At 64.3% G+C, this 25,775-nt stretch carries 27 protein-coding genes; 8 read left to right on the top strand and 19 right to left on the bottom strand.

Annotated features, from left to right (window positions below):
• Window positions 1-106 precede the first annotated feature (106 nt).
• Both QA645_RS24725 and gmk read left to right on the top strand, forming a co-directional pair.
• Window positions 107-994 (top strand): YicC/YloC family endoribonuclease, encoded by an 888-nt coding sequence (locus QA645_RS24725; protein ID WP_254196233.1) that lies wholly within the window; start codon window positions 107-109, stop codon window positions 992-994.
• A 3-nt stretch (window positions 995-997) separates the two neighbouring features.
• The gene (gene gmk / locus QA645_RS24720) at window positions 998-1,657 is read left to right on the top strand and encodes a guanylate kinase (RefSeq protein ID WP_254130984.1); all 660 of its coding nucleotides are present in this window, start codon (window positions 998-1,000) and stop codon (window positions 1,655-1,657) included.
• Here the strand turns inward: gmk and QA645_RS24715 are convergent.
• The 18 genes from QA645_RS24715 to lptF form a co-directional block, all read right to left on the bottom strand.
• Window positions 1,590-2,867, bottom strand: a complete 1,278-nt coding sequence (locus tag QA645_RS24715) for a hypothetical protein (protein ID WP_283044268.1) — start codon at window positions 2,865-2,867, stop codon at window positions 1,590-1,592. The genes gmk and QA645_RS24715 overlap by 68 nt on opposite strands.
• Window positions 2,868-3,019: 152 nt before the next feature.
• Entirely contained in the window at window positions 3,020-3,535 is a 516-nt protein-coding gene (locus tag QA645_RS24710; RefSeq protein ID WP_283044267.1) for a hypothetical protein, read from the bottom strand.
• 39 nt (window positions 3,536-3,574) lie between these two features.
• Window positions 3,575-4,921 carry a caspase family protein gene (locus QA645_RS24705; RefSeq protein WP_283044266.1) on the bottom strand — a complete coding sequence of 449 codons (1,347 nt, stop codon included), beginning with the start codon at window positions 4,919-4,921 and terminating at the stop codon, window positions 3,575-3,577.
• 283 nt (window positions 4,922-5,204) lie between these two features.
• Window positions 5,205-7,733: an arylsulfatase gene (locus QA645_RS24700; protein ID WP_283044265.1), complete on the bottom strand. Its 2,529-nt coding sequence runs from the start codon at window positions 7,731-7,733 to the stop codon at window positions 5,205-5,207.
• 296 nt (window positions 7,734-8,029) lie between these two features.
• Window positions 8,030-8,263: a hypothetical protein gene (locus tag QA645_RS24695; RefSeq protein ID WP_283044264.1), complete on the bottom strand. Its 234-nt coding sequence runs from the start codon at window positions 8,261-8,263 to the stop codon at window positions 8,030-8,032.
• Between the two features lie 34 nt (window positions 8,264-8,297).
• Window positions 8,298-8,474, bottom strand: a complete 177-nt coding sequence (locus QA645_RS24690) for a hypothetical protein (RefSeq protein WP_283044263.1) — start codon at window positions 8,472-8,474, stop codon at window positions 8,298-8,300.
• 118 nt (window positions 8,475-8,592) lie between these two features.
• Window positions 8,593-9,009: a phosphonate metabolism protein PhnM gene (locus tag QA645_RS24685; RefSeq protein ID WP_283044262.1), complete on the bottom strand. Its 417-nt coding sequence runs from the start codon at window positions 9,007-9,009 to the stop codon at window positions 8,593-8,595.
• Between the two features lie 195 nt (window positions 9,010-9,204).
• The gene (locus QA645_RS24680; RefSeq protein ID WP_283044261.1) at window positions 9,205-9,420 is read right to left on the bottom strand and encodes a tRNA 5-methylaminomethyl-2-thiouridine synthase; all 216 of its coding nucleotides are present in this window, start codon (window positions 9,418-9,420) and stop codon (window positions 9,205-9,207) included.
• A 57-nt stretch (window positions 9,421-9,477) separates the two neighbouring features.
• Window positions 9,478-10,182 (bottom strand): Crp/Fnr family transcriptional regulator, encoded by a 705-nt coding sequence (locus tag QA645_RS24675; protein WP_283044260.1) that lies wholly within the window; start codon window positions 10,180-10,182, stop codon window positions 9,478-9,480.
• 280 nt (window positions 10,183-10,462) lie between these two features.
• The gene (locus QA645_RS24670) at window positions 10,463-10,690 is read right to left on the bottom strand and encodes a hypothetical protein (protein ID WP_254135390.1); all 228 of its coding nucleotides are present in this window, start codon (window positions 10,688-10,690) and stop codon (window positions 10,463-10,465) included.
• 75 nt (window positions 10,691-10,765) lie between these two features.
• Complete coding sequence (locus QA645_RS24665) at window positions 10,766-10,927, bottom strand: Flp family type IVb pilin (RefSeq protein ID WP_045000328.1); 162 nt, start codon at window positions 10,925-10,927, stop codon at window positions 10,766-10,768.
• 149 nt (window positions 10,928-11,076) lie between these two features.
• Window positions 11,077-12,135: an alcohol dehydrogenase gene (locus QA645_RS24660; protein WP_254193352.1), complete on the bottom strand. Its 1,059-nt coding sequence runs from the start codon at window positions 12,133-12,135 to the stop codon at window positions 11,077-11,079.
• Between the two features lie 25 nt (window positions 12,136-12,160).
• Entirely contained in the window at window positions 12,161-13,015 is an 855-nt protein-coding gene (gene rsmA, locus QA645_RS24655; protein WP_283044259.1) for a 16S rRNA (adenine(1518)-N(6)/adenine(1519)-N(6))-dimethyltransferase RsmA, read from the bottom strand.
• On the bottom strand, window positions 13,015-14,025 hold the full coding sequence (gene pdxA / locus QA645_RS24650; protein WP_283044258.1) for a 4-hydroxythreonine-4-phosphate dehydrogenase PdxA: 1,011 nt from the start codon (window positions 14,023-14,025) through the stop codon (window positions 13,015-13,017). Before pdxA ends, rsmA begins: the two co-directional genes overlap by 1 nt.
• The gene (locus QA645_RS24645; RefSeq protein WP_283044257.1) at window positions 14,025-14,969 is read right to left on the bottom strand and encodes a SurA N-terminal domain-containing protein; all 945 of its coding nucleotides are present in this window, start codon (window positions 14,967-14,969) and stop codon (window positions 14,025-14,027) included. Before QA645_RS24645 ends, pdxA begins: the two co-directional genes overlap by 1 nt.
• A gap of 69 nt (window positions 14,970-15,038) precedes the next feature.
• Window positions 15,039-17,525 carry an LPS-assembly protein LptD gene (locus QA645_RS24640; protein WP_254130998.1) on the bottom strand — a complete coding sequence of 829 codons (2,487 nt, stop codon included), beginning with the start codon at window positions 17,523-17,525 and terminating at the stop codon, window positions 15,039-15,041.
• Window positions 17,525-18,622: an LPS export ABC transporter permease LptG gene (gene lptG / locus QA645_RS24635; protein WP_254130999.1), complete on the bottom strand. Its 1,098-nt coding sequence runs from the start codon at window positions 18,620-18,622 to the stop codon at window positions 17,525-17,527. The genes QA645_RS24640 and lptG overlap by 1 nt, the downstream gene beginning before the upstream one ends.
• Window positions 18,619-19,788 carry an LPS export ABC transporter permease LptF gene (gene lptF, locus QA645_RS24630; RefSeq protein ID WP_254131000.1) on the bottom strand — a complete coding sequence of 390 codons (1,170 nt, stop codon included), beginning with the start codon at window positions 19,786-19,788 and terminating at the stop codon, window positions 18,619-18,621. The genes lptG and lptF overlap by 4 nt, the downstream gene beginning before the upstream one ends.
• Before the next feature lie 341 nt (window positions 19,789-20,129).
• On the opposite strand from lptF, the gene QA645_RS24625 reads away from it, so the two are divergent.
• The 3 genes from QA645_RS24625 (at window position 20,130) to QA645_RS24615 (ending at window position 22,755) form a co-directional block, all read left to right on the top strand.
• The gene (locus tag QA645_RS24625) at window positions 20,130-21,629 is read left to right on the top strand and encodes a leucyl aminopeptidase (RefSeq protein WP_283044256.1); all 1,500 of its coding nucleotides are present in this window, start codon (window positions 20,130-20,132) and stop codon (window positions 21,627-21,629) included.
• Window positions 21,630-21,635: 6 nt separating this feature from the next.
• Window positions 21,636-22,088 carry a DNA polymerase III subunit chi gene (locus QA645_RS24620; protein ID WP_283044255.1) on the top strand — a complete coding sequence of 151 codons (453 nt, stop codon included), beginning with the start codon at window positions 21,636-21,638 and terminating at the stop codon, window positions 22,086-22,088.
• Window positions 22,089-22,254: 166 nt separating this feature from the next.
• A complete protein-coding gene (locus QA645_RS24615) occupies window positions 22,255-22,755 on the top strand; it encodes a hypothetical protein (RefSeq protein ID WP_254131003.1) in 501 nt (166 codons plus the stop codon).
• 74 nt (window positions 22,756-22,829) lie between these two features.
• On the opposite strand, the gene QA645_RS24610 is transcribed toward QA645_RS24615, so the two are convergent.
• The gene (locus QA645_RS24610; RefSeq protein WP_283044254.1) at window positions 22,830-23,618 is read right to left on the bottom strand and encodes a class I SAM-dependent methyltransferase; all 789 of its coding nucleotides are present in this window, start codon (window positions 23,616-23,618) and stop codon (window positions 22,830-22,832) included.
• A gap of 207 nt (window positions 23,619-23,825) precedes the next feature.
• Between QA645_RS24610 and QA645_RS24605 the strand changes: the two genes are divergently transcribed.
• The 3 genes from QA645_RS24605 (at window position 23,826) to QA645_RS24595 (ending at window position 25,585) form a co-directional block, all read left to right on the top strand.
• Window positions 23,826-23,951: a hypothetical protein gene (locus QA645_RS24605; RefSeq protein ID WP_283044253.1), complete on the top strand. Its 126-nt coding sequence runs from the start codon at window positions 23,826-23,828 to the stop codon at window positions 23,949-23,951.
• A gap of 147 nt (window positions 23,952-24,098) precedes the next feature.
• Entirely contained in the window at window positions 24,099-25,262 is a 1,164-nt protein-coding gene (locus QA645_RS24600; protein WP_283044252.1) for a YncE family protein, read from the top strand.
• 77 nt (window positions 25,263-25,339) lie between these two features.
• Entirely contained in the window at window positions 25,340-25,585 is a 246-nt protein-coding gene (locus QA645_RS24595; RefSeq protein ID WP_283044251.1) for a hypothetical protein, read from the top strand.
• Window positions 25,586-25,775 lie beyond the last annotated feature (190 nt).

Here is a 25,775-nt window from a genome sequence, read left to right as displayed (position 1 = left end):
ACCTGCCTACGGGACTTTGCGGATTCCACTTTCCCGCAAAATAGTCTTAAGATTCGCGTGGCCTGATGGCCTCGCGAATCCCATGTTTGTCGGAGAATTTGACCTGATGGCGCTGTCGTCCATGACCGGCTTTGCCCGAAGCCACGGCGCAAGCGGGCCGTATACGTTCGAATGGGAATTGAAGTCGGTCAACGCCAAGGGCTTTGACTTGCGGGTGCGGCTGCCGCAGGGGTTCGACGAGCTCGAGGCCCACGCCAAGAAGCGCGCCGGCGAGCTGCTCTCGCGCGGCACCGTCTACGCCAACCTCAACGTCAAGCGCGCCAATGCCGCCGCCACCGTCCGCGTCAATGAGGACGTGCTCAACGCCGTGCTGAAGGCGGCCTCCGTCATCGCCGGCAAGGTCGACGCGGTCGCGCCTAGCGTCGACGGCTTGCTCGCCATCAAGGGCGTCGTCGAGGTCGCCGAGCCCGAGGGCGACGAGGAGGAGGACAAGGCCGCACGCGCTGCCGCGGCCGACGCCTTCGACAAGGCGCTCGACGAACTCGTCGCGATGCGCAAGCGCGAGGGCACCTCGCTCGGCCAGATCCTGACCCAGCGGGTCGATGAGGTCGAGCAGCTGGCGAAGAGGGCGGAAGCCGCACCGGGGCGCAAGCCCGAGGCGATCAAGGCGAAGCTCGCCGAGCAGATCGCCGCGCTGCTGGACACGTCCGACCGTTTCGATTCCGACCGCCTGATGCAGGAGGCCATCCTGATCGCGACCAAGGCCGACATCCGCGAGGAGCTCGACCGCATCGCCTCCCACATCGCACAGGCGCGCGAGCTGATCGGCAAGGGTGGTCCGATCGGGCGCAAGCTCGATTTCCTGGCGCAGGAGTTTCACCGCGAGGTCAACACCTGCTGCTCGAAGTCGAACGACATCGAGCTGACCAATACCGGGCTCGCCATGAAGAACGTGGTCGAGCAATTTCGCGAGCAGGTCCAGAATCTGGAGTGATCGATGACGACGGGCGGTCACGGAACTGACGGTGTCGAGCGGCGCGGGCTGATGTTCGTGCTGTCCTCGCCATCGGGCGCGGGCAAGACGACGCTGTCGCGTCTGCTGATCGACCGCATGCCCGGTCTGCGCATGTCGGTGTCGGCGACGACGCGGTCGATGCGGCCCGGCGAGGTCGACGGCCGCGACTATCTGTTCGTCGACAAGCCCAGGTTCGACGCCATGGTGAAGGGCGATGAGCTGCTGGAATGGGCCACCGTGTTCGACAACAGCTACGGCACGCCGCGCGCGCCCGTCGAGGCCGCGCTGTCGGCGGGGCAGGACGTGCTGTTCGACATCGACTGGCAGGGCACGCAGCAGTTGCGCGAGAAAGCACGCGCGGACGTCGTCAGCGTCTTCATCCTGCCGCCGTCAGCCGGCGATCTCGAGAAGCGGCTGCATTCGCGCGCGCAGGATTCGGACGAGGTGATCCGCAAGCGGATGAGCCGCGCCAGCCACGAGATGAGCCACTGGGCCGAGTACGATTACATCGTCATCAACCACAATGTTGATGACGCCTTCGCCGAGGTGCAGTCGATCCTGAAGGCCGAGCGCCTCAAGCGCGAGCGGCGGACTGGCCTCGTGAGCTTCGTGCGAGGGCTGCAAGGTCAGCTTCAAGGCTAGCAGGGAAGGCTTCAGGGCGAGGCTGCGTCAGCCGCGGCCCTTCGGTCGCCAGCCGCTCCAGCATCGCCGTGATGATATCGATGTCGGCGGCGCTGGCCGCTTCACGCGCATGTTCGTCATGCGCGTCCGCGTTCTGCTCTGCCGGCTCTTCGCGGTGGGCGGCGAGCTGCGGCGCCGGAGGCTCGATCTCGAACTCGCCGTCGAAATAGTCGATCCCGGTCTCGTCAGGCTTTGTCTCGTCAGGCTCTGCTGTCGCAACCTCAACGGAACGGCCCTGCGCAGCGATCCGGCCGATGGCGCTTGAGAATGCAGCGATCTGCGGGGCTTCCGCACGCATGGCGTCGAAGTCCACCGGGAGCGGCCGTACGACGCGCGGCGCCGGCTCGGCATGCCAGGGCGCACGGCTGTCGGCATCATCCTGCCGATGATCCCAGTTCACGCGGCGATCGGCCGCCCGGGCGCGCGCGCGTCGACCGGCGAAGCGATAAATCACGCTGGCGAGGAGGCCGGCGAGCATCAGCGCGCCGCCGATGACGAGCAGCAGCATCTGCACCGATCCGGTCGGCTTGTCGGCGGGGGCCTCTGCCGCGGCGAGCGTTACCGGGGAGGCGGCTGGCTTCGCACTCGGCTGTACGGGCGCTGCTGCAGGTGCGGCAGTGGTTGCAGCTGATGGCTGCGGTGCGGGCGAAGCGGGGGCGGCGTCGGGCCAACGCGTGGCGACGGAGGGCAGCGCCGCATTGGCATCACTGGCGCCGGGAGCCTGCGGCGTTGCCGCTGACGCGGGCGCGCTCGCGGCGGGGCTGGTCTGCTGTGCAATGTATTCAGCACGCGCATTTTGTACCGATGACGGCGCGGCTGGAGCTGCACTCGGCGTGTCGGTCGTCGCCTGCGCGCTCTGTATGGGCTTGGCACCTTCCTTGGCACCGTCCTTGGTGCCTTCGGCACGCAGATACCAGCATTGCCGCTTGGTTCCGCGCTCGACGCGATAGAACCAGTGCTGGCCCTGCGGCGCGACACCCTTTGGCGAGGCGACGCAATCGCTTGCGGCATTCGCCGTGCTTGCGCTCGCGGCATTCGCCGGGCTTGCGGCGCTGGGTGTGCTTGCGACGCTGGATGTGCTTGGCGCGTTCTGTGAAACGGCAGCCAGCGGCGCGCCGGCAATGATGCTGCCGATTAGCGCGGACATGAACTTTGCGGTGCGGTTGCCCATCCTGGTCTCCCGTTTACGCATGACGCAACTCGTTACCTTTCCTTTCTCAACAAAGAGTTAGGTGGCAATGAGCCGCAAATCCGGAGAGGATGTGGCTTGAATCGGGCCTGCGCGGTGTTCGTTCCGCCGCGAATTCAGGCTTTTTGCCGGCGCTATTGCTTGCTCGCGGTCCAGGTTCCCGAGCAGCCGTCGGAGCGGCGGAAAGTGCCGGAACCGCTGCGTCCCGACAGGTGGCCAGCGCCGGTATAGGTGATGCCGCCTTCACCTTGTCCGAACGTGTGCACCGATCCATTCGCGCTGACGGTTCCGCTGACGCCTTGGCCGATCACGCGGCCCGAGGTCACGACGGTCGCGCCGCTGGACGTGCCGCCACAGCCGACACTGGTGACAGCCCAGGCACCGTCGAAGCTGCCACCACCACCGCTGCTACCTCCGCCGCTGCGCCGAGACGACGAGCGTTGTTCGTCAGCGGCCGGCTTGCTTCGGCGTTCCGAGGGCGCGGGTTCGGCGGAACGGCCTGAAGAGCTATCCTGGCGCGAGCCGGACAGCGATTTTTCGTCGTTGCCGATCGAGCCGCCGGCGCTGCCGGATTGCGCAAATGCTGACGGAGCGGCGAGGGCGAGGAGAAATGTGGCGAGGGCAAAATGGCGGCGCGCGGTGTTCGACATGAGCCAGAAATCCATCGTCATGAAAAATCGGCGGTAAAATCAACGACCGGAGCCGTCGGCACAAACGCTTCCAATAATACGGCAAGCTTTGCCAGCCTTGCCGCATTCGTCAAGCGCGGCATCCTTCGCGCGCTGCACGCTGTCGCGCTGGACCAGCGACCACGACTTGTCCGAGATCGCGAAAGCGCCGCAGCTTTTGCCGTAGAAGGAGAGCTCGATCGGGCACTTCGCGCCGGCGCAATTGCCGCGCGCATCCGCCACCGCCGCGCGCCGTGAGGCATGGTTCCAGGAGATGCCCCATTTGTTGCCGTCAGGGCCGTAGACGATCGAACCCCATGGCTTGAGATCCTCCATCTTGCGCATCCGCAGCAGCAGGCCTTCGGTCGGCTCGCCCGTCGGCGGCATCGAAATCCGCTGCTGCAGCTTTGTGATGGCGCGCGTGAGCCCGTCGGGCGTGTCGGGATCGAAATTGAGCTCGTAGAGCCGTTCGTTCAATTCGCTGAGCAGCGCGGCGTCGCGCAACGGCACACGGTCGGGATCGGCGCGCAGCCGGTCCGCAGGCAGCGGATCGGGCTGCATCGCCGCGACCTGCGGCGGCGCTGTTTGCGTCGGGGGGACGAAGTAGAAGGTGCCGTCGATCGGCGAGGACGACACCCAGGGCTGCTGCGCGCCCGAGGTGGCGCGCTTCACGGCCAGCCCCACCTGGTTGAAGGTCTGGAACACGTCGAGGCCGGCGGTGCGGACCGTCGCGGCCAGCGCCTTGGTGTAGGGACTGTGGCCGTCGCTGCCATCCTGCGCGACATTGCCGGGCTGCGTCGCGTAGGAGATCAACGTGCCTTCAGGCGCGCGCATTTGCGCAAGACCGCCGTCCGAGGATCGAAGGCCGCGCGAGCCAAAGGGGTTGTTGCGGCAGGCATCGAGGATGACGAGATTGAGCCGCGTGCCGGAGCCCTGCATCTGCCGCAGCACCAGATTGACGTCGGTCATCTGGAAATCGACGTCGGCCTCGCGCGTCGGATTGGCGCCGACCGGCACGAGATAATTCGAGCCCGCGACCTGCACGCCGTGGCCGGCATAATAGAACAGCGCGACATCGGCGCCCTGGACCTGCCGGCCAAAGCTTTGCACGGCGATGTCCATCGCGCCCTTGTCGAGATCGAGCTGGGCGCGGCCGCCGACGAGGGTAAAGCCGAGCGTGCCGAGCGTCTCCGCCATCAGGCTCGCGTCCTTGGACGGATTGTCGAGCGGCGTAATGTTCTTGTAGGCGGAGTTGCCGACCACCAGCGCGATACGCTTCTCGGCCGATGCCGGTCGGAGCGCGACGGCGAGCGTCACCGCGACGAGTGCTGCGAGCACCAGGACGCGACTGAAATTCCGCGCGTGCATCAAAAAACCCCCAAAGCAATGGCGTCAATCTACCAGCCGGACGCGCCAGCGAAAAGCGGTGTGACATTCTGTGCAGGGACGTATGGCATGCAGCAGGGAAGGCCCGGGCGCCGGCGGCACCCGGCATCCGCACACCAATTCGGTAAAGTGGAATATTTGCGAGCGGTGGTTGGCGGCGAACCTTTGCCCGGACTTGCGCTGATACGACGAAGCAATCCAGACCGCCGCGGCGGAAAGATTCTGGATTGCTTCGCAACGCTCGCTATGACGGAAAGAGCCGCTCTTAATCCCGCGACATCGCCCGGGAGGCTTCCTTCTCCAAGTCATGATAGACTTCGGGACTGACGTCGACCCCGACGCCGAGGATGGTGCCGCCCTTGAACGTGCCCGGCGATTTGTACTCCTGGCTGACGGCATCGCCGCTGTCGTAGCCGACGCAAAGGCCGTCGCCGGCAAGGGTGAATTTCCCCGATTGTGTGCGCATGTCGCCTTGGGCGACGGACTGCCCGTTGACGTAGAGCGTCGTCTTGCCGACGGATTCACCCTTCGGGCCCGCCTTGTCGCGGACGAACTCCATGCCAAGCGTGTACTTGCCCGGCTTGAGCTCGCCGGAGACGAAGCGTTGCTCCGGCTTGATGCCGAGGAAATTGTACACGTAGTTCAGTTTGCGATCCTTGATGAATAGGCTGTGCCCGCCGAAGCGGGAGCCGTGCGCAAAGATCACCCCTGTTGCATCGGGATCGCTGATCTCGACGTCGGCGACGATCTTGTAGGAGCGGCCGCGTACATTGACGGCAACGCCTTCCGGGACCGGCGAGGTGCCGGGATAATAGACGTAACGCGTGCGGGGCTTTTCCTCGCTTGGCCGTTCGATGCCGAGCAACTCGGCCGGAGTCCGGTCGTCGAGTGGCAGCACGAAATTCTTGTCCGCCTCTTCGAACCAGGCCTTGATGAGGCTTTTCAGCTTGTCGGGATACTGCTTGGCGACGTTGACCGATTCCGATCGATCGACGTCGACATGATAGAGCTCCCAATCGTCCTGGTCGAAATGCCCCTTGCCGGTGAGGGGCGCGTGCAGGGCCGCGGCCTTCCAGCCGTCCTCCCAGATGCCGCGGGTGCCGAGCATGGCGTAATATTGCCGCTTCTTCTGCGTGGGAGCGTCCTTGGCGTCGAAGCTGTAGCGCATCGAAACCCCCGACATCGGATATTGCTCGACGCCGCGGAACACTTTCGGCATGTCGAGCCCGCAGACATCGAGAATGGTCGGAACGATATCGGTCGAGTGGTGATATTGGTCGCGGATCTCGCCCTTGGCCTTGATCCCCTTCGGCCAGGAGATCACGAGCGGGCAGCAGGTGCCGCCGGCATATTCGGAATAGCGCTTGAACATCTGGAACGGGGTCGAGAACGCCGTCGCCCATCCGGTCGGGTAGTGGTTGTAGGTCTCGACGCTGCCGAGCACATCGAGATATCTCATATTCTCGGCCATCTCGTCCGGATAGTTGTTGAAGAACTTGTTCTCGTTGACCGAGCCGTTCGGGCTGCCTTCACCGGATGCGCCGTTATCGGCGCAGTAGAACACCAGCGTATTGTCGAGTTGACCGCTCTTCTGGAGATAGTCGATCAGCCGCCCGATCTGCACGTCGGTGTATTCCGAGAAACCGGCATAGACCTCGGCCATGCGCGCGAACAGTTTCTTCTCGTCGGCGCTGAGCGAACTCCACGGGCGCACCGCGTCGAGCTGGTTCGCGACGTTCTGCGGCAGCGGATTGATCTGCGTGAGCTTGGTGTCCTTCGGCAGCAATCCTTTCGCGATCATGCGCGGCAACACCCAGTCGCGATAGGCTTCATAGCCGTCGTCGAACTTGCCCTTGTACTTGTCGACATACTCCTTGGGGGCATGATGCGGGGCGTGGTTGGCGCCAGGACAAAGCCACATGAACCACGGCTTCGACGGATTGCTGGCCTTCTGGTCGCGGATCATCTGGAGCGCGTTCTCGACCAGATCGCGGGAGAGGTGATAACCCTCTTCGGGTGAATAAGGTGCGTCGACGAATTTGTTGTCCTCGGTCAGATCGGGGAACCACTGGTTGGTCTCACCACCGAGAAAGCCATAGTAGCGATCGAACCCTTTCTGCAGCGGCCATTGCGAACGGGTCGCGCCGGCGGCGATGTCCTGCTCCGGCACGTTGTGATTCTTGCCGAGCCAGAACGTGCTCCAGCCGGCGCCCTGGAGCACCTGGCCGATGGTGGCGCATTCGTCCGGGATCCGTCCGCTCCAGCCCGGGAAACCCTGGGCGGCTTCCGTGATGCACGAATTGCCGTTGAGATGGTGGTTGCGGCCGGTCAGGAATGTCGAGCGGGTCGGCGAGCACAGCGCGGTGGTGTGCCATTGCGAATACATCAGGCCATTGTCGGCAAGCTTCTGCAGCGTCGGCATGTTGATGCCGCCGCCGAACGGAGACCATGCCGCCAGGCCGGTGTCGTCGTAGAGGATCACCAGAATGTTCGGCGAACCTTCGGGCGCGCGTGCCGGCGTGAAGGGACCCCAGTCCGGTGTCGAATCGCGCGAGTCCAGCTTGATGACGCCATTGAAGCCCTTCTTCGTCAGCGCGCCGGGCGTTGTGGATGGCGTGGCCGTCGCTCCCTGCGCCGAGGCCGGAGCGGTTGTCCCGGGCGCTGCGGACAATGCAGCGATGGCTCCGATCGCCGTCGATCCGAGCAGGACACTCCGCCGGTTGATGGCGGACGTTTCGTTCGTGGTCTTCTGATCGGGGGAGGAATTGATGTTTTTGGGAGCGCCGTTACTCATGGTGGTCTCCGTGTTGCTGAACGACCCCGGATGCGCCCGCTTGCACGCAAGCTGATCGCGAAGGTCAAGCCATGCAGGCGCGTGTTTGCGTCAACGCGATTGGTTGCGATGACGTCAAACTGACGAAGAGCAGCACCTTGCGAAAACTCGTGACCCGCAATCTGTCGCGAGAGGCTAGTCGCTGGAGCGAGGGGAGATTAGCTCAAGGCTGCGGGGATAACATGTGCACTTTGTGCCAATGGCGGCAGCTGTGAAAGCAAGCACCTCTGGCCTTGAGATGAGCTCGAGGCGGGAGCCTATTTCCACGCCCGCGCCAACATCAGCGCGAGACATCCCAGCGCTGCGCTGATGAGACACACCATCGCGTAGGATTGCGCGAACAGACCGGACTCGATGAAGACGCGGCACGCCAAGGCGAGGCAAATGGCTGCGAGCAACAGGCAGGCGGAGCCCACCGCGATCGACAGATATCGTATCGCGGTCGCGACCGGCCTTGCGGATGATCTTGCGGGTGATGCGGGATCGTTCATGGCGAATAACAGCAACGCCTCCGGCGCGGCAGCATCAGTTGCGTGCGCAGCAATCGACCACCGTGCGCCAGATGCGCTGGATCTCGACTGACCTCTGGAGTTCGAGCACGTGGTTCTCGCTCGCGTGGCGGGATGTCGGGACGGGGTGAAGTTCGCGCGGTGCGATCCAACGCTCCGAGATCGGATCGTACCATTTGCCGAGATTGACCAAGCTCGTGTCTCCTGTCGTCGCTTCTCCCCCTGTGGTTTCCTGTTCGCCAACGCGCTGGACGCGCCGCGTGTTCCAAAATCCGGGTCTGAAGTGATAGGGAACGGAGCCGCGAGGAGCGTCAGTGCTTCGAACTGTCTTGCTCGGGAGAAGACGATCCGCCGGTCGAACTCTGGCCTTCTCGCGCCCGGAGCTCTTTCGGGGTCGTCTCGAGGGATCGCTCGTCGCTCGCCGGTTCGGCGTACTGCCGCTGTTTGCGGTATTTGCCGATCATCCGCTTGATGTCGTCGACGGCCTCCAGCAGAGGCGGCGTCAGCGAGAACAGCGCACCCATCGCAACGGCGATGATGGTGTGCCGCAGCGAGACCTTTTCGTCCTCGTCGTAGGCGTAGGCATTTTGGCCGATCGGGACGGGCGCGAGCCCGCTCGACGCGCGAGGCTCACTCGATTTCCGTGGCTTGCGCGGCGGGACCATGATCACGACGAACAGGACGTTGATCAGGATCCAGATGCCCAGAATGATAAGAAAGGTCCGCATTCCACTCAAAACCAAAGGTGATGCAATGTGCTGCCGGCTTATGCGGGTATTGAACGGCTGTTCGCATCCTAATGCAAGTTGTGCTTTGGTGTGACGCAAGTTTCGGGGTGTAGCCGGCTATCGAAATTCGGCAAGTCGGGCCGGGTCCACCCCCGGAACCGGGGCGGCGGCGGACGTTAACTTTCTGCCGACGCGTTAACGAAACCGCCGGGTCACCATCGCCAGCACGAACACCGGGTCGGTGCCGTCGAACACGCTGAGCGTCCAGCTGTCGCCGGGACGCAGCGCGTGCTCGACGTCGCGGGAGAGGCGGACGGCTTCGCGCCAGGCGGCCTCGTCGTCGGTGAGCGCCTCGCCTGTGGTGTCGATGTGAGGTTGCTGGCCTTCGAAATGGAAAAAGTACCGCGGCATGTCCCGGCAATGCGGGCCAGTCGAATATGTTCCGACGCGCGCGGATCGGCCGCTCCGTCAGGAGTGACCCAGCACTTCGCGGAAATGCTTCTTCACCGTGACGTTGCAGGCGCAGGCGCTCGCCTGCAGCGCCGGTCCGTCGAGGATCAGGATGGCGCCGCGGCGCGTTGCGAGGATGCGCCTTGCCTTGAGCATCTGGATGACGCGGCTGGCATAGCTGCGCGAGACCCCGAGCATACCGGCGAGCTGCTCGTGGGTGAGGGGAATCTCGTCGCCGCCGAGGTGCTCCTGCGCCGCGAGGATCCATTTCGCCGCGCGCTGCTCGATCGAATGCGCGGCGTTGCAGGCCGCGGTCTGCAGCAGCTGCGCAAGCTGGCAGGCGGCGTAGCGCGCGAACAGATCGTGCAGGCTCGCCGATCTCTGCTGCGCCTGTTCGAACGCGCGCAGCGGCAGGCGGAGCACCGAGCCGCCCACCTTCACGACGATGCGGGCATAGGCCAGCGACGGGCCGCGTCCGGCGGGGAGACCGACCGCACCCTCGCGGCCGACCAGCAGGCTTTCGACCTCGCGGTCGTCCTCGACCGGCACCGCGAACGACACGAACGTGGGGCCGCACGGGAAGTGGACGGCGCCGATGCTGTCGCCGGCATGATGCAGGATGTGGCTCGAAGGCAGCTCGACCGATTGCAAATGAGGAGCAAGCAGCTCGAAATCGTGGGTGCTGAGCTTCTGGAGGAGCTCGTTATTGGGCCGGCCGGTCACACTGTTTCTCTTGCCTGCCGGGAATCGGCACCGGGGAGAACCCTACGTTTCCCGGCAGAAACCGACGGTTCCAAAGTGCACACAAGGGGTTACGGGAAATCGAAAAAGTGGCGCCGAACGCGGAAGAGCGTCCTGCGTTGCACAGGCGCCACGCCTCGAACTTTGTTCTTGGCCGGAGAACTACGGAATTTCGAAATGGAGCCGGCGCTCTGTTCAGGAGTGAACACAAGGTGCCGCCGCCGGGCCGGCGGGGGCCAAGGGCCAAGGGCATCACGTGCCGTCAGCCGAGGCGGGCCGCGCGCGCAGCCGACAGGCGGTTCTGATGCCTGTATGTGTCGATCGCCCTGTTGGCGAGCATCAGCGGCCGGCGCTCGCCGGTTTTCAGCTGCGCTTCAATCGCATCGAGAATGATGTTGGCGGAATTGTCGGGCGGGCCGAGTTCGCCGCTCTTCTCGAGGAAGCTCCAGGCGATGAAGAATGCGCTCTCGACGGTGCAGCGGATGGTCATGCGCTGCCAACGCAGTGCAGCCGCAGCCGTTCCGAGCGTCGGGCTTCGTACCAAGGCCTATTCTAAAGGTGCGCGCTACTTCAGCGACGAGCTGATCGAACCGAACTTCAGCTTCAGCGTCGAGCCGAGATTGTTGACCACCGCGATGATGGCCAGCGCGATGCCGGCGGCAATCAGACCGTACTCGATCGCAGTCGCGCCGGATTCGTCGGCCAGGAAACGGCGAATGGTCTGCATGCTCACACCAGAATTCCGAAATGGGATGGTGAGGATTATAGTCGTCAGCGTGCAGGTTCCCCTATTTGGAACCGGGCCTTTCGTGAATTCCGGGTTAATCGCGCAAACGAAAGCGGCGGCGAGACGCCTGTCCCGCCGCCGATCGAAACTCAGTTCTTCAGCACGATGCGGCCGACCACGTGGCCTGCGCGCAGCTCGTCGATCCATTTCTGGACATCGCCCATCGGCTCTTCGCGCATCGGCGTCTGCTTGATCTTGCCGGCGCGGGCGAGCGCCATCAGCTCATGCGCCTCTGCGAGCGTACCGACCATGAAACCTTCGACGGTGAGGCGTTTGTAGACCCATTGCACCATCGGCAGCGTGAACTGGCCGCCCATCAGGCCGGACACCACGACCTTGCCGCCGCGCGCGGCAACCGCGACCGCGAACGCCATCGACTTCTCGTTGCCGGCGAAATCGACGACCTCGTCGAAACCGCCGTCGGTCTCCTTCAGGATGCGCTTGATCACGTCGGGCTCGGACGGATCGTAGGCATTGGCTGCGCCGTTCTTCAGCGCGGTCTCGCGCGCGGCCGGCGAGAGATCGGCGACCGTGATCGGCTGCTTGAACATCGCTTGCGCGAACGACAGGCCCATCATGCCGACGCCGCCGAGACCGATCAGCAGCAGATTACGCTGACGCGGACGGTCGACCAGGCGCTTGAGCGCGCCGTATGCGGTGACGCCGGAGCACATCAGGGTGGCGGCCTGGTTGACGGGCAGGGGATCGTAGTCGAGCAGATATTTTGCGTCGGGCACCAGCACGTGGGTGGCGAACCCGCCGTCGATGGAGACGCCGAGGAAGCGCTGCTTGGCGCAGAGGTTCTCGTCGCCGTTCTTGCAGTCGCGGCACTGGCCGCAGCCGATCCAGGGAAACACCGCCTTCTTGGCTCCGACGAGACCCGCCGGCACGTCGGGGCCGACTTCGTCGACGACGCCGGCGATCTCGTGGCCGAGCGTGAAGGGCAGCGTCATGCCGCGCGTGGTGTCGAGCTTCTTGCCGCCGCCGAGATCGGCATAGCCGTCCTGGATGTGCAGATCGGAATGGCAGAGGCCGCAGCGTTCGATGCGCACCAGCACTTCGGCGCCTTGCGGCTTGGGCGTATCGACGATGGTCTCGCACAGGGGCGCATCGAACTTGACCAGCGACTGCCGACGCATCAACGCCATTTTCTTTCCTCCGGAATTTCCATTCTCACGTTTCGGCTCGTATATCGGCCAATTCACGCGCCATGGCAACAAAGCCGGAGATGGGAATGGTCTCGGCACGCCGCGTCGCATCGACGCCGGCGGCTGCCGCAAGTCGCGCGGGATCGACACCGAGCGATTTCAGGCTTTGGCGCAGCATTTTCCGGCGCTGGCCGAACGCCGCGGCCGCGACCTGTTCGAGCATCTTGCGATCGCAGGGCAGAGGCTCCGCGCGCGGCACCAGGCGCACGACGGAGGACGTGACCTTCGGCGGCGGCACGAAGGCGGACGGCGAAATGTCGAACAGGATTTTGGTCTCGCAGCGCCAGTTGGCGAGCACGCCGAGGCGGCCATACGCCTCCTCGTCCTCGCGCGCGACGATGCGCTCGCCGACCTCGCGCTGAAACATCAGCACCATCATGTCGAACCAGGGCGGCCAGGGCTCGGTGGTGAGCCAGTTGATCAGGAGCTGGGTCGCGATGTTGTAGGGCAGATTGGCGACGATCTTCGCGCGCTCGCCTGCCAGCAGCGGGCGCGGATCAAACGTCATGGCATCGCCATGCACGATCTCGAGCCGGCCGGGATAGCGCGCGGAAATATCGTTCAGCGCCGGGATCGCGCGCTCGTCGTGCTCGATCGCGATGACGCGTCTGGCGCCGAGCGCGAGCAACGCACGTGTCAGTCCGCCCGGGCCCGGGCCGATCTCGACGATGGTGCTGTCGTCCAGCGGCGCTGCTGCGCGCGCGATGCGCGCGGTGAGATTGAGGTCGAGCAGAAAGTTCTGGCCCAGCGACTTGCGGGCGGACAGCGCGTGCTGGCGAATGACCTCGCGAAGCGGCGGGAGGTCGTCGATCGCGCTCATCAGCTGTTTGCAGCCGCCATGCGGCTGGCAAGCTTGAGCGCGGCGACCAGGCTGGCCGGATTGGCCTTGCCGGTGCCGGCGATGTCGAAGGCGGTGCCGTGATCGGGCGAGGTGCGGATGAAGGGCAGGCCAAGCGTGACATTGACGGCGTCGTCGAACGCCACCGTCTTGATCGGGATCAGCGCCTGGTCGTGATACATGCAGACCGCGCAGTCATAGGTGTTGCGCGCGGCCTCGTGGAACATGGTGTCGGCGGGGAGCGGTCCCCTGGCGTCGACGCCGTCATTGCGCAGGAGCTTGAGCGCCGGCGCAATCACGGTCTGCTCTTCATGGCCGAGCGAGCCGTCCTCGCCGGCATGCGGATTGAGGCCGGAGACCGCGATGCGGGGACGGGCGATGCCGAAGCGGGATTTCAGCTCGGTCGCAACGATGCGCACGGTCGAGACGATGAGATCGCTGGTGAGCTGGGCGAGCGCGTCCCGCACGGACACGTGGATCGTTACCGGCACCACGGCGAGCCGCGGCGACCACAGCATCATCACCGGCTGCGGCACGCGGCCATCGAGGCTCGCGAGCTCCGCAAGGAATTCGGTGTGGCCGGGATGACGGAAGCCTGCGCGGTAAAGCACGCTCTTGGCGATCGGGTTGGTGACGACGGCGCTGGCGTGGCCGGCGCGGACGTCGTCGACCGCCTGGCGGATCGAGGCAAGCGCTGCCGGTGCGCTCGATGCGTCGGGCTTGCCGGGCGCAGCGGTCGCTCGCTCGCCGGTCGCGGCCACGGGCAGGGCGTCCGCAAAGGCAGTCTCGGCTTCGCCCGGCTTCACCGCGGCGATCCTGATATCGGCGCCGAGTGCCTTGGCGCGCTGCGCGATCAGCGCCTCGTCGCCAAGCAAATAGAAGGCGGGAAGGTCGAGCTCGCGGCGCCTGAGCCAGGCCGCGATGGTGATGTCGGGGCCGATGCCGGCGGGCTCTCCGAGCGTCAGTGCAAGGGGCTTTGCGGGAGCGGCCATCAGCGGTTGCGATATTCGATCATCGCCGCCTTGCGGAGCTCGTCGAGATAGGCCCTCTGGGTCTTCTCGTACTTCTCCGTATACATCTTCTCGCGGATCTCGCGCTTCTTCGGCGTATCGATCGTGGTCGGCTTGCGCGCGCAAAGCACGACCATCTCGATGCCGGCCTTGGTCACTTCAGGGGCCGTGAGGTGACCGATCGCGGTGTCGTCGAGAACCTTGCGCAGTGCCTCCGGCAGGTCAGCCGTGGTCTTGGTGACGGTGTCGCGGATGGTGGCGTTCGGCGTCGAACGGAACAGGGAATTGGCTTCCTCGCAGCTTCCGACACGCGAGCGATACTGCTCGGCTTCCTTCATCCGCGTCTCCTGGAAAGCGGCGGACGAGCCGCGCGGCACGATTAGCACGATCGGCTGCATCTTGTATTCGGTGCCCTCGATCTGCAGCTTCTCGTCGCCGCCTTCGCGCACCTTGTCGGCGACGTCCTTCTCGCCGACGATCAGCTTCTCCTTGAAGCGGCCGCGCACGAGGCTGGTCCAGACCATCTCGGCCTTCATGCGGTTCTTGAGCGCTTCGGGGCGCACGCCCTTGGTCTCGAGCGATTTGCTGAGCTGATCGATCGAGATGCGCATGCGCTGCGCCATGCCCTCGTAGGATCCGTTGACGTCGGATGCGGTGGGGTCGACGCCGTATTTCTTGCCTTCCTTCAGCTTGATCTTGTCGTCGATCAACGTGTTGATGATGTCCTGCCGGTTTTGCGGCTTCTGCGTCGTCAGCGTCTCGAGCTTGGAGCGCTGCTCGATGTCGAAATCGGTGATGGGATCGCCGTTGACCATGACGACGATGTTCTGCGCATGCGCAGGTGCGCCGGCGAGAACCAGTACGGAGGCCAGCACAGCGCCCAGCACGAAGAGGGGGAGACGGAAGACAGGCAATCGGGTGGTCATATTTGTCGCTCGCATGTCAGCCGCAATGATCCCGCGAGAGGGAACAAGCGGCCGGCAACTCAAACGGGTTCACTGGTAGCCGGCGGACGAGCTGGACCCGGTCGAGGTCGCCAGCGTGCGCAGGCCGATCTGGAACATGAACGCGTGGCTCAGCACGGGCGGCGTGGTGCCCGCGGAATAGCTATACGAAGTTACATAGTTCGCCGCCAGCACGAAGCAATCGTCGACATAGCCGGCGCCGAGCACATATTGGTTGATCTTGTTGGCCTCGAGGTCCCAGCGCGCCGAGCCCGTCACCACCCAATTGGTCGCGACCTTGATCGAGCCGGTCGTCAGGATGCCCTCGCGGCGGGTCAGGTAGCCGAGTTCCGGCTGCGGCGCGTAATTGCCGTACATCACGCTGACCGACCAGCGGTTGAAGTTGGCGCGGCCCTCCGCCTCGAAGCGCTGGATGTTCCAGGTCTGCTCGTCCATGCGGGAGCGGACGCTGAACGTATAGGTGCTGTTCGGCGAGTAGGCGGCGCTCGCCACGTAATCCGAACGCGGCTTGTCGAGGCCGGAATTGATGCCGGTGTTGATGGAGTCCTGCACCGCGAAGGAGTTCATGCCGAACAGCTGGTAGGACTGGCCGAACAGCACCTTGACGGCGCCGCCCTTGTCGAACTGCGTGGTCGCCTGCACGCCGACATTGGCGCGGCCGCCGCCTTCGACGCGGTCGTAGCCGGAGAACTTGTCGACGCTGAACAGGTTCGAGGCGTCGAACACCATGCTCTGCGCATCCTCGTTCGGGAGCTTGCCGGCATAGGTCTCGTTCGGGCGGATGATGATCTGCGCGATCGGCTCGATGGTGGTCGAGCCCCAGGGCTGAACGTTGATGAAGGGATAGCGATATTCGAGGCCGACGGTCGGCATCAGGCGGAACGCCTGGGTGTTGCCGACGGGCAGGTAGTTCGACACGCCCGGCTGGTTGGAGACGTCGGAATTGATCGCGTCGGCGCGCAGGATCGCGAACGGCGTCCAGATCTCGCCGAACGGATCGGTGAAGGACTTGCGCCACTGCGCCTCCGCCGTCAGGCGGGTGTAGGTGCCGGGGAAGCCGCGCAGCAGGCACTGCGACGGTGTGCGCGCGAGCGGATCGGCCGAGGTCGTCGTGCACAGGCCGTTGGTGTTGGCCGTCGTCGTGATCGGATCGAACGCCGCGTCGTTACGCGTCAGATTGACGAAGTTGGTCTTGTAGGAGACCTCGCCGCCGAAGATCGGATAGTTGAGCACGTTCGAGTAGTCGATCACGGGATAGACGACCGGGACCTGCTGCTGGTTACCCGAGAAGCTCGTCCAGTACATCGTGCGCGCGTCGAAGAAGCTGCGGTTGCCGACGCCGGTCAGATAGAGCTGCGACAGCGCATCCGTCGGCAGGTTCAGGAACGAACCGAGCGGATCGCGATAGGCCGACAGGCGGTAGTCCGACATGAAATAGTAGTCGGAGAGCAGGACGCCGTCCCAGCCCCAGACCCATTTGTCGTTCAGCGCGAACTGGCCCTTGGTCTCGATGCCGCCGCGGAACTGACGATCGCCCGGCTGGCCGGCGAAATTGCCGGGGTTGAGCTGGTCGATGCCGTAGACGCGAACCTGGTAGGCACCGTCCAGCAGGCGCTGGCGGAACTCGGCCTGGAACAGCACGCCCTGCTTGGAGGTGATGCGCGGGCTGAAGGTCGCATCCATGTCGGGCGCGATCGCCCAGTAGAACGGGACTTCGACGCCGTAGCCGAACGCCGTGTAGGAGGTGAAGCCCGGCATCAGGAAGCCGGTCTTGCGCTTCACGGTCGGATCGGGCGTCGAGAAATAGGGCATGTAGGCGAGCGGCACGCCGAAGAATTCGAGCTGCGCCGTCTCGAAATACAGCATCTTCTCCTGCTGGTCGTGGATGATGCGGGCACCCTTGACCTGCCAGAGCGGGGGCTTCTTCGGATCGTCCTTACACGGCGCGCAGGCCGTGTAGACGCCGTTCTCGAACACCGTGTAGTTGCCGCTGGAGCGGTCGGCGCGGGTCGCGGCCATGCGGGTCTGGTCGGCGGTGTCCACGCGCAGCGAATCGACGAAACCGTCGCGGTAGTCGTCGGAGAGATCCAGGATCTCGGCATAGGTGATCTTGCCGTCGGCATCCGTCATGCGGATGTTGCCTTCGGCATGGAGCCGCTTGGTCTTCTGGTCGTAGATGACCCGGTCGGCCTCGACGCTGGTGCCGTTGTAGAACAGCTGGACGTTGCCGACCGCCGAGACGCGCGAATTGTTGTAGTCGTAATCGACCTCGGTCGCCTGCACGAGCATCTGCCCGTCATTGGCGGCCTTCGGCGGCTTCGGACGCGGCGGCAGCGGATTGTAGGTGTAGCTCTGGGCGGCAGCCGGCGTCACGGCGGCAAGATCGATCATGCCGGCGAACGATGCGGTCGCGATCAGGGCGAGGACGAGCCTGCGGACAGCCAAGCCGTATCCGTTCGCGCGCACGGGGGTGCGCAACGTCGAATCAGACACGAGTCCTCTGCGGACGGCAGTCACTAACCGTCCTCCTGGTACAACAAGGCCAAAAAGCCGGTGAGGCCGCCCACCACTACGGGCAACCACGCCGCAGCGATCGGATGCATCAACTCAGCCTTGCTCAAGTCTTCAGTCACTTTCGACAAAACGTAGAGCAGAAAGCCTGCGCCCACGCCACTCAAAACCATCTTCTGTACGCCGCCCATCCGGAAGAAGCGCAGCGACACTGAAGCCGCGAGCATCACCATGGCGGCGAGCAAAAACGGCTGTGCCAGCAGCTTGTGATACTGGAGTCGATATCCGGCTGTCGCGAACCCCGAGCTCTCCGATGAGCGGATGTAGCTCGGTAGTTGCCAAAAGGACACAGTCTCGGGTGTGGAAAAGCTGTTTCGGACCTGCGCTTCGGTCAACGTCGTCGGAATCTCGAGGCTGGCCTGGTCGACCGGCGGGGCGTCGAGCGAGAAGCGGCGCACGCCCTTGAACAGCCAGTGGCCGGCCTCGAGCGTCGCCTCGCGCGCCTCGACCCGCTCCTTGAAGTGCTGCTCTGTGTCAAACCGGAACAGTGTGAGCCCGGTCAGCCGGACGCCCTGCTGTTCGCTGCGCGCGGCGTTGATGATGGTCTGGCCGTCGCTGGTCACCTGGTTGAGCCAGAAGCCCGAGGCGTCCTGAATGCCGCCGCCGGGCGCCGAGCCGAACAGCTCTGCTTCCATGCGCTTGGACAGCTCGCGCAGGTTCGCCGACATCGGATTGTAGGCGACGGTGGCGATCACGCCGATCAGAAGCGCGCTGCCGAGCGCGGGCGAGATGAACTGCCAGGCCGAGATGCCGGCGGCGCGCGCCACCACGAGCTCGAGCCGGCGGGAGAGGGCGAGATAGCAGGTCATGGCGCCGATCAGCATGCAGAACGGTGTCAGCTTCTCCAGCAATTGCGGCACCCGGAAAAGCGACGTCTCGGCCACCATGATCGCCGACGCCGACGCAAGCCCCGAGGTCTTGCGCACCATCTCGATGTAGTCGACCAGCACCAGCAGCAGGAAGATGCTCGCGAACACGCCGAGTGCGGCGACCACGAAGCGGCCGGCAAAATAGCGCCCGAGCGTGTTGGTGAGCATGCTCATGCGGCGGCCGGCCGTCCGAACAGCCGCGCGATCCGCGCGTTCGATTTGTTGATGGCTTCCATCAGGCCGGGCGGCGGCTCGACCACGATGCCGCCGATGACCATCCACAGCCCGACGGCGATCGCCCCGAGCACCATCACGTACTGGGCCAGCACCGGGCCCGACGATTTCACGGCCATGACCGAGCAGGCGAAGCCGGCCATGCGCAGGCCGAACACGGCGAGGATCGAGGAGCCGATCGAGAAGTTGCGGCTCTGGCGGGTGGTACGCGGCGCCCCCAGGAAGGCGAAGGTCAAGACGGCGAAGGCGAACGGATAGATCGGCGCGAGCAGGCTGTCATGCAGCGCCGAGCGGAACTGTCCGGGGATTTGCTTGTAGACCGGGTCGTCCTCGGACGGCGAGAACAGCTCCCACAGATAGCGCTCGCGGATGCCGAGGGTGACGTCGTGGCCCTGGTTGCCGAACTTCGACATGTCGAAGCCGTAGCGGCCGAAAGCCACCAGCGCAGGATCGCGCTTGCCCGCCTCGAAACGCTGCAGATTGCCGTCCTTGAGCACCAGGAACGATCCGTTCTCGTTCTTCACGACCTCGCCGTGCTCGGCCACGATCGAGACGCGCTCATTGGGATCGCGGCGGTCGTCGATGAAGATGCCGGCGAGGATGCCGCCGGGCAGCCGCTCGCGAATCCGGATCGTAAGGTTCTTGTCGAGCTGGGCGAAGCGACCGGGCTGCAGGATGTTGGTGAGCACGTCGGCGGTGATCTCGGCATCCCACTGCTTGATCCGCCGCATGCCGTCGGGCGCGAGATAGGCGGCGATGAAGGCGACCAGCAGCGCCACCACGCAGGTGGCGTAGAAGAACGGATAGAACAGCCGGAACGGCGAGAAGCCGGCGGCATTCATCACGATGATCTCGGAATCGGTGGCGAGCTTGTTCAGCGTGTGCGAGATCGCGATCATCAGCGCGATCGGCGAGATGATCAGCACCAGCGCCGGGATCACGAGGCTGGTGATGCCGAGGAAGGTCATGATGGTCTGACCCTGGCTCGTCATCAGGTCGATGCCGCGCAACGCCTGCGTAATCCAGATCACGCCGGTGAGGCTGACCAGGACGAGCGCAAACGACGCCAGCGTCGTGCGGAAAATATACCTGTCGATTGACCCCATGCGCTACCGCACGAATCCCACCAAAGCCCCAACGCGCGCGCCGGAATTCCTTCTGTCCAACCAATCCCCGCGAGGGGATCCCCAAGGTCGGACAGCCAGCTCTTCCGGAGCCTCACTTTCTCACTACCATCCCTTTGATCCGTCAACAAAATGGCTGACCCATGGCACCCTCAATATATGGTTAATATTTCCCTCATTGTGGCGTCCCGGCCACGGGCGGTGCTTGGCAGCGACCGCGCTTCTCGCCCATAGTGGGGCGAGACGAGTGAATCGCCGTTCAGGTCTGGCCTTCCGTTGGACCCGCTGATCGGCAAAAGTCCCATTCTTTCGAGGAGTTACCCATGTCCGATGCCATCAAGGTCGGCTTCGTCCCGTTGACCAGTGCCGCCCGGGGCATCCTGATCGTGTTCTGTGACGATGACCTGAAGGTCGGCCCGGCAACGGCCAAGGCGCTCGGCGGGGCTGCCGAGATCGTGAAGCGGGCGGCGGCTGCCGCCTCATTCAAGGGCAAAACCGGCTCCGCCCTGGACATCCTGGCGCCCGAGGGTCTGAAGGTTGAGCGCCTGATCGTGATCGGGACCGGCAAGACATCGAGCCTCAAGGGCAACGACTTCCTCAAATTCGGCGGCATCGCCGCCGGCAAGCTCAAGGCGGGAACGACCGCCATGACCATCATGGCGGAACTGGCAACCGGCGCCATGACCGGCGAGCAGGCGGTCGCGATCGCGTCGGGCCTGCGGCTGCGCGCCTACAAGTTCGACCGCTACAAGACCAAAAAGAAGGACGGCGAGGAGGGCGCGCTCCGCGCTGACGTCTCGCTGGCGGTCGGCGATGCCGCCGCGGCGAAGAAGGCCTTTGCCTCGGCCGGTGCGGTCGTCGACGGCGTCATCATCGCGCGCGATCTGGTCAACGAGCCGCCGAACGTGCTCTTCCCCGAGGAGTTCGCGCGCCGTGCCGGTCAGCTGCGCAAGCTCGGCGTCAAGATCGAGGTGCTCGACGTCAAGGCGATGCAGAAGCTCGGCATGGGCGCGCTGCTCGGCGTCGGCCAGGGCTCGGCGCGTCCGAGCCGCACCGTGATCATGCGCTGGGACGGCGGCAAGAAGGGCGAGGCGCCGGTCGCCTTCGTCGGCAAGGGCGTCTGCTTCGACACCGGCGGCATCTCGATCAAGCCGGCCGGCAGCATGGAGGACATGAAGGGCGATATGGGTGGGGCGGCCTGCGTCGTCGGCCTGATGCATGCGCTCGCGGCGCGCAAAGCCAAGGTCAACGTGGTCGGCGCCATCGGCCTCGTCGAGAACATGCCCGACGGCAACGCGCAGCGGCCGGGCGACATCGTGACCTCGATGTCGGGCCAGACCATCGAGATCATCAACACCGACGCGGAGGGCCGTCTCGTGCTGGCCGACGTGCTCTGGTACGTGGCCAAGAAGGCCAAGCCGAAATTCATGGTGGACCTGGCGACCCTGACCGGCGCGATCGTGGTCGCGCTCGGCACCGATCATGCCGGCATGTTCTCCAACAATGACGAGCTCGCCGAGCGCTTGCTCGCCGCGGGCATCGAGAGCGGCGAGAAGGTCTGGCGCCTGCCGCTCGGCCCCGAATACGACAAGCTGATCGATTCCCAGTTCGCCGACATGAAGAACACCGGCGGCCGTCACGGCGGCTCGATCACCGCGGCGCAGTTCCTGCAGCGCTTCGTCGACGGCACGCCCTGGGCGCATCTCGACATCGCCGGCACCGCAATGGGCGCGCCCAAGACCGACATCAACCAGAGCTGGGGGTCGGGCTACGGCGTCCGGTTGCTCGATCGCCTGGTGGCGGATCATTACGAGCGCAAATAACGCGAGATGACTGAAGTCCTGTTCTACCATCTGCAAAACATGACGGTTGAGAACGTGTTGCCGCCGCTTCTCGAGAAATCGCTCGAGCGCGGCTGGCGCGTCGTGGTGCAGTCGACCTCGCCGGAGCGCGCCGATGCGCTCGACGCGCATCTGTGGACCTATCGCGACGATTCCTTCCTGCCGCACGCGACATGGCGGGTGAACGATGTGGCCGAGCAGCCGATCGTGCTGGCGATCGAGGCGGATAACCCGAACGGCGCCAATGTCCGGTTCCTCGTGGATAATGCCGCGCTGCCCCAGGACGCGCAGGCCTATGAGCGCATGGTGCTGCTGTTCAACGGCGACGATCCGGACGCGCTCGCCGCGGCCCGCAGCACCTGGACGGATTGCAAGACGCGCGGATTTGAGGTCACCTATTGGCAGGCGGACGAACGGGGCCGGTGGCAGCGTCGGAATTAGCGACCCCGCGCAATTAATGATAATTTGGACTTTCTCGGGCAGACTGGCTTTGGCCACCTTCGTGCCGCAAAGTGATGTTGGTACAATCGCTTAGGGCCGCTCCTTGACGTGGGGAATTTAGTTTATCGTGCGACATCAAAAGCTTCCAAAGTCGCTCATAGTTGCGTTGGCCGCTGTCGCGCCGCTGATGGCGGGCTGCTCGGGCGCAACCGACATGCTGGCGTCCGCCAAGGACGCCGAGTGGTTCAACAAGCCGAGCCGCCTGTTCATCAAGAACATCTCGATCGAATCGCCGCCCCTGACCCCCGACAAGCCGGTTGGCGCCGAAGACCTCGTCAGCGCCGATGGCGGATGCCCCGGCATGACACCGCCGCCCGGACCTGCCGACGCCAATGCGTCGACGACGGCGCCTGCGCCGATGGGCGGCACGGTCGCGCTCGGCCACACCGAATGCGACGTGGTGCGCGGTATCGGCGCGCCCTCGACCGTCAATCTCTCCAGCGATGCGGCTGGTCGTCGCGTCGCGACGGTGACCTGGACCACGGGTCCGCGCGCCGGCATCTACACCTTCACGTCCGGACGCCTCTCCGCGATCGAGGGCTCGCCCGAACCGCAGGTCGTCCCGAAGGCGACCAAGCCGAAGGCGAAGAAGAAGGCGGCGACGTAATACGTCGTCGGTCTTTCGCACTGAAGTCGGCTGCGGCTGGCACCGCGATCAGCCGCGCATGGTCGTCCAGATGATCAAGCTGCCTTCCGTCCCTTGATCGCGGTGGCGAAGGCATGAACGGTGATCTCACGGGTCGCGCTCGCCGGTAGTCGCGCCTGCAATCGGCGTTGCAGTTCCGCTCTCTCTGTCTCCGACAGCCTTCCCAATACGCCGGCCGGGCTGCTGACGACCATCGATAGCCAGTAGTCATCGAAATTCGCAAACGTTCGTTCGACGACCAATTCGCGGGTTTCGACATCGCGCAGACCGAGCTCTGCCCAAAGCGCCTTCAGCGCTTCGAAACGTGATATGTCTGCACTCGGCGGGCGCATCGCCGGCTTGCCAAGTCCGTCCATTTCTTCCCACAGGGGCTGGGTGGGTGAGCCGCCGCGCACGATGTCCCAGGTGTAGGACGCGACCATCCCGCCGGGCTTGGTGACGCGGACCATTTCCGAGGCGCCCTTGCGGGCGTCGGGCACGAAGAACAGCGCCAGCGCCATCACCGCGACGTCGAAACGGTCGCGGACGTAGGGAAGCGCCATCGCATCGCCAATCGAAAACTCGACCAGCTTTGCCGATATCTTTTGGCGCGCAGTCGTGATTTGTCCGTCGGAGGGATCGATCGCGCAAACGGATGAGGGAGCAGACTTCGCAAGAAGGAGCTCAGTGAACGCGCCGTTGCCCGCACCGACATCCACCCAGGCCAGCCCGGAGCGTGGCGCCAGCCAGTCGAGGAACAGAGTCCCGGCCGATCGGCTCCACGGCGCCATGAAGCGCTCGTAAGCTGCGCCGTCGGTGAATTTGATCGGTTCGGGTGACGACATCTCGGCCTCCCCAAAAAAATAACTTGTTTGAAATTGCATTCGGCCGAAGAGGCCGCTCTATGCACCGTAGCATGGAGCCGAACCACGCGCGATGCGCCGCCGCAAACTCTGCTAGCCCGGATATGTCCGATGGAAATGCATCCGGCATCTATCAAACGTTACGCTTGAACAGTTACACTCCCTGCATTCAAGGGGCGAGGTTGGGGCATGCGGCGGCGCGAATTCATTGCAGCATTGCGCTACGAGCTCGTCGTCAATTTGAAGACGGCCAAGGCGCTTGGCGTTGAGATGCCGCCGGTGCTGCTCGCGCGCGCCGATCGCGTGATCGAATAGTCGGCTGCCTGATCGCACGGCCCACGCGGCTCGATGAATCGTCCCATTCGCGCGCGACGGCGCGGTTCTGGTTGCACGCCATGGAGGCCGCGAGGTAGGGTAGAAGAGGAGCTCGATCAAAACGAGCCGATGGGGAGAAAATGCATCATGGACTTACGCAATGTAATTTGCGCGACGTGCGTGGTTTGCTTTGCCGCAACTGGCTCGGCGATCGCCGGAACCAATGACATGCTGATCGGCCTTGACAGCAAGGTCACCTTTGGTGCCGACGGCCAAGTGAACGTCGCGCCGGCAACCGACGCTGTGCTGGTTGTCGACATTTCTGACCCGGCCAAACCCAGGATTCGCGCCAACCTGCCACTGACCAATTCGCTTTTGGGGCCACCGACCAATCTGCAGATCACGCCGGACGGCAAGCTCGGCCTTGTCGCGAATTCCGTGACTAACGTTCAGGACGGCAACGCCTGGAAAGCAGTCCCGGATAACAAATTGTACGTGATCGACCTCACCGCGGAGCCGCCGAAGTTGATCGATACGGTCACCGTCGGGCGACAGCCGTCCGGCCTGTCGATCTCGAAAAAGGGCGACCTCGCACTGATTGCCAATCGTGATGGCAAGAGTGTTTCTGTTGTCTCTATCCAGGGTTCGACGGTCAAGGCGATTGCCGAAGTGCCTGTAGAGCAGCAGGCCGCGGCGGTTGCTATCACACCGGACGGCAAGCGCGCCTTCGTTTGCCTGAATCTTGTGAACAAGATCGGTGTGCTGTCCATCGATGGCGACAAGGTCACCTACGACAAGTCGCTGGACATTCCGTCGGCAATCAACCCCTACAACATCGACATCACGCCGGATGGCAAATACGCCATCGCCTCAAATACCGGTGCAGGGAAGAACAACGTCGACGCAGAGGTGATCATCGAAGCGACAGGTCCGCATCCTCACGTGGTCGACGTCATGAGCCCCGGCATTGGACCAGAAGGCTTTGCCATCGCGCCAGATGGAAAGACAGCGGCGGCGCCGCTGCTGCTCGGCACCTCCGCCAAGGATAGCGACTGGTTCAAGACCAAGACCGGCGAGTTGGCTCTGATGTCGATCGGGGAGGGAGGCAAGCTGACGGTCATCTCTCGCGCGCCGCTTGGTGGCCTGCCGGAGGGCGTCGTCTATGGTCCGAGCAGCGATTATCTCTATGTGGGCAATTACATTGACCAGGATTTGCAGGTGTTCGCGCTCGCCGGAGGCAAGCTGACCGAAGTTGCGCCAAAGCTGAAATTGCCGGGGCAACCGGCCTCGATGCGCGGGCCTGTGCGGTAGTAGGGCGTTCTCCGGAATCGTCCGCGGACGCTAGCTCTTCTTGTCGAACTGTGCGGTCGCAGGACAGCGGCCCGCTCTTGATTCCCGAACTCTTCACCAACGGGCATCGCGATCACATCGTCGCCCAGTGCGCCCGCTTTCACGTGCCCGCCTTGAATTCGGTGCTGGGCGCCGTCGATGGCGGGGCGCTGATGTCCTACACATTCGTCTGGGATGAATTGGTCAGCGCATCCGTCGACTATATTGATCGCATTCTGAAAGGCGCTTCGCCGCACGATCTGCCGATCCAGGCGCCGCGCCGCTACGAACTGGTCATTATTTGAAGACGGCCAAGGCGCTTGGTTTCGATGTGCCGCCCGTGCTGCTCGCGCGCGCCGATGGAAAATCGCGCGGTTGTGAAACGTGATCGAGCCCCTCGCAATGTGCGAGCCGTCACATCCGCCGCAAATCTGGAGGAAATCTCCAGAATAATCACGCGCGTCTCAAGCAACGCTCCAAGATTGTCTTGATGGC

It is taken from the genome of Bradyrhizobium sp. CIAT3101, assembly GCF_029714945.1.
GTDB lineage: Bacteria > Pseudomonadota > Alphaproteobacteria > Rhizobiales > Xanthobacteraceae > Bradyrhizobium.
This window is presented reverse-complemented; position numbering and strand designations above follow the sequence as displayed.

Coding starts and splice junctions, on each gene's coding strand:
- QA645_RS24600 (WP_283044252.1), top strand. CDS start 24,099: ATGGACTTACGCAATGTAATTTGCGCGACGTGCGTGGTTTGCTTTGCC.
- QA645_RS24710 (WP_283044267.1), bottom strand. CDS start 3,535: ATGTCGAACACCGCGCGCCGCCATTTTGCCCTCGCCACATTTCTCCTC.
- QA645_RS24705 (WP_283044266.1), bottom strand. CDS start 4,921: ATGCACGCGCGGAATTTCAGTCGCGTCCTGGTGCTCGCAGCACTCGTC.
- QA645_RS24680 (WP_283044261.1), bottom strand. CDS start 9,420: ATGCCGCGGTACTTTTTCCATTTCGAAGGCCAGCAACCTCACATCGAC.
- QA645_RS24665 (WP_045000328.1), bottom strand. CDS start 10,927: ATGCAGACCATTCGCCGTTTCCTGGCCGACGAATCCGGCGCGACTGCG.
- QA645_RS24670 (WP_254135390.1), bottom strand. CDS start 10,690: ATGACCATCCGCTGCACCGTCGAGAGCGCATTCTTCATCGCCTGGAGC.
- QA645_RS24695 (WP_283044264.1), bottom strand. CDS start 8,263: ATGAACGATCCCGCATCACCCGCAAGATCATCCGCAAGGCCGGTCGCG.
- QA645_RS24715 (WP_283044268.1), bottom strand. CDS start 2,867: ATGGGCAACCGCACCGCAAAGTTCATGTCCGCGCTAATCGGCAGCATC.
- QA645_RS24625 (WP_283044256.1), top strand. CDS start 20,130: ATGTCCGATGCCATCAAGGTCGGCTTCGTCCCGTTGACCAGTGCCGCC.
- QA645_RS24610 (WP_283044254.1), bottom strand. CDS start 23,618: ATGTCGTCACCCGAACCGATCAAATTCACCGACGGCGCAGCTTACGAG.
- gmk (WP_254130984.1), top strand. CDS start 998: ATGACGACGGGCGGTCACGGAACTGACGGTGTCGAGCGGCGCGGGCTG.
- QA645_RS24660 (WP_254193352.1), bottom strand. CDS start 12,135: ATGGCGTTGATGCGTCGGCAGTCGCTGGTCAAGTTCGATGCGCCCCTG.
- QA645_RS24605 (WP_283044253.1), top strand. CDS start 23,826: ATGCGGCGGCGCGAATTCATTGCAGCATTGCGCTACGAGCTCGTCGTC.
- QA645_RS24645 (WP_283044257.1), bottom strand. CDS start 14,969: ATGACCACCCGATTGCCTGTCTTCCGTCTCCCCCTCTTCGTGCTGGGC.
- QA645_RS24685 (WP_283044262.1), bottom strand. CDS start 9,009: ATGCGGACCTTTCTTATCATTCTGGGCATCTGGATCCTGATCAACGTC.
- lptG (WP_254130999.1), bottom strand. CDS start 18,622: ATGAGCATGCTCACCAACACGCTCGGGCGCTATTTTGCCGGCCGCTTC.
- pdxA (WP_283044258.1), bottom strand. CDS start 14,025: ATGGCCGCTCCCGCAAAGCCCCTTGCACTGACGCTCGGAGAGCCCGCC.
- rsmA (WP_283044259.1), bottom strand. CDS start 13,015: ATGAGCGCGATCGACGACCTCCCGCCGCTTCGCGAGGTCATTCGCCAG.
- QA645_RS24620 (WP_283044255.1), top strand. CDS start 21,636: ATGACTGAAGTCCTGTTCTACCATCTGCAAAACATGACGGTTGAGAAC.
- QA645_RS24700 (WP_283044265.1), bottom strand. CDS start 7,733: ATGAGTAACGGCGCTCCCAAAAACATCAATTCCTCCCCCGATCAGAAG.
- QA645_RS24725 (WP_254196233.1), top strand. CDS start 107: ATGGCGCTGTCGTCCATGACCGGCTTTGCCCGAAGCCACGGCGCAAGC.
- lptF (WP_254131000.1), bottom strand. CDS start 19,788: ATGGGGTCAATCGACAGGTATATTTTCCGCACGACGCTGGCGTCGTTT.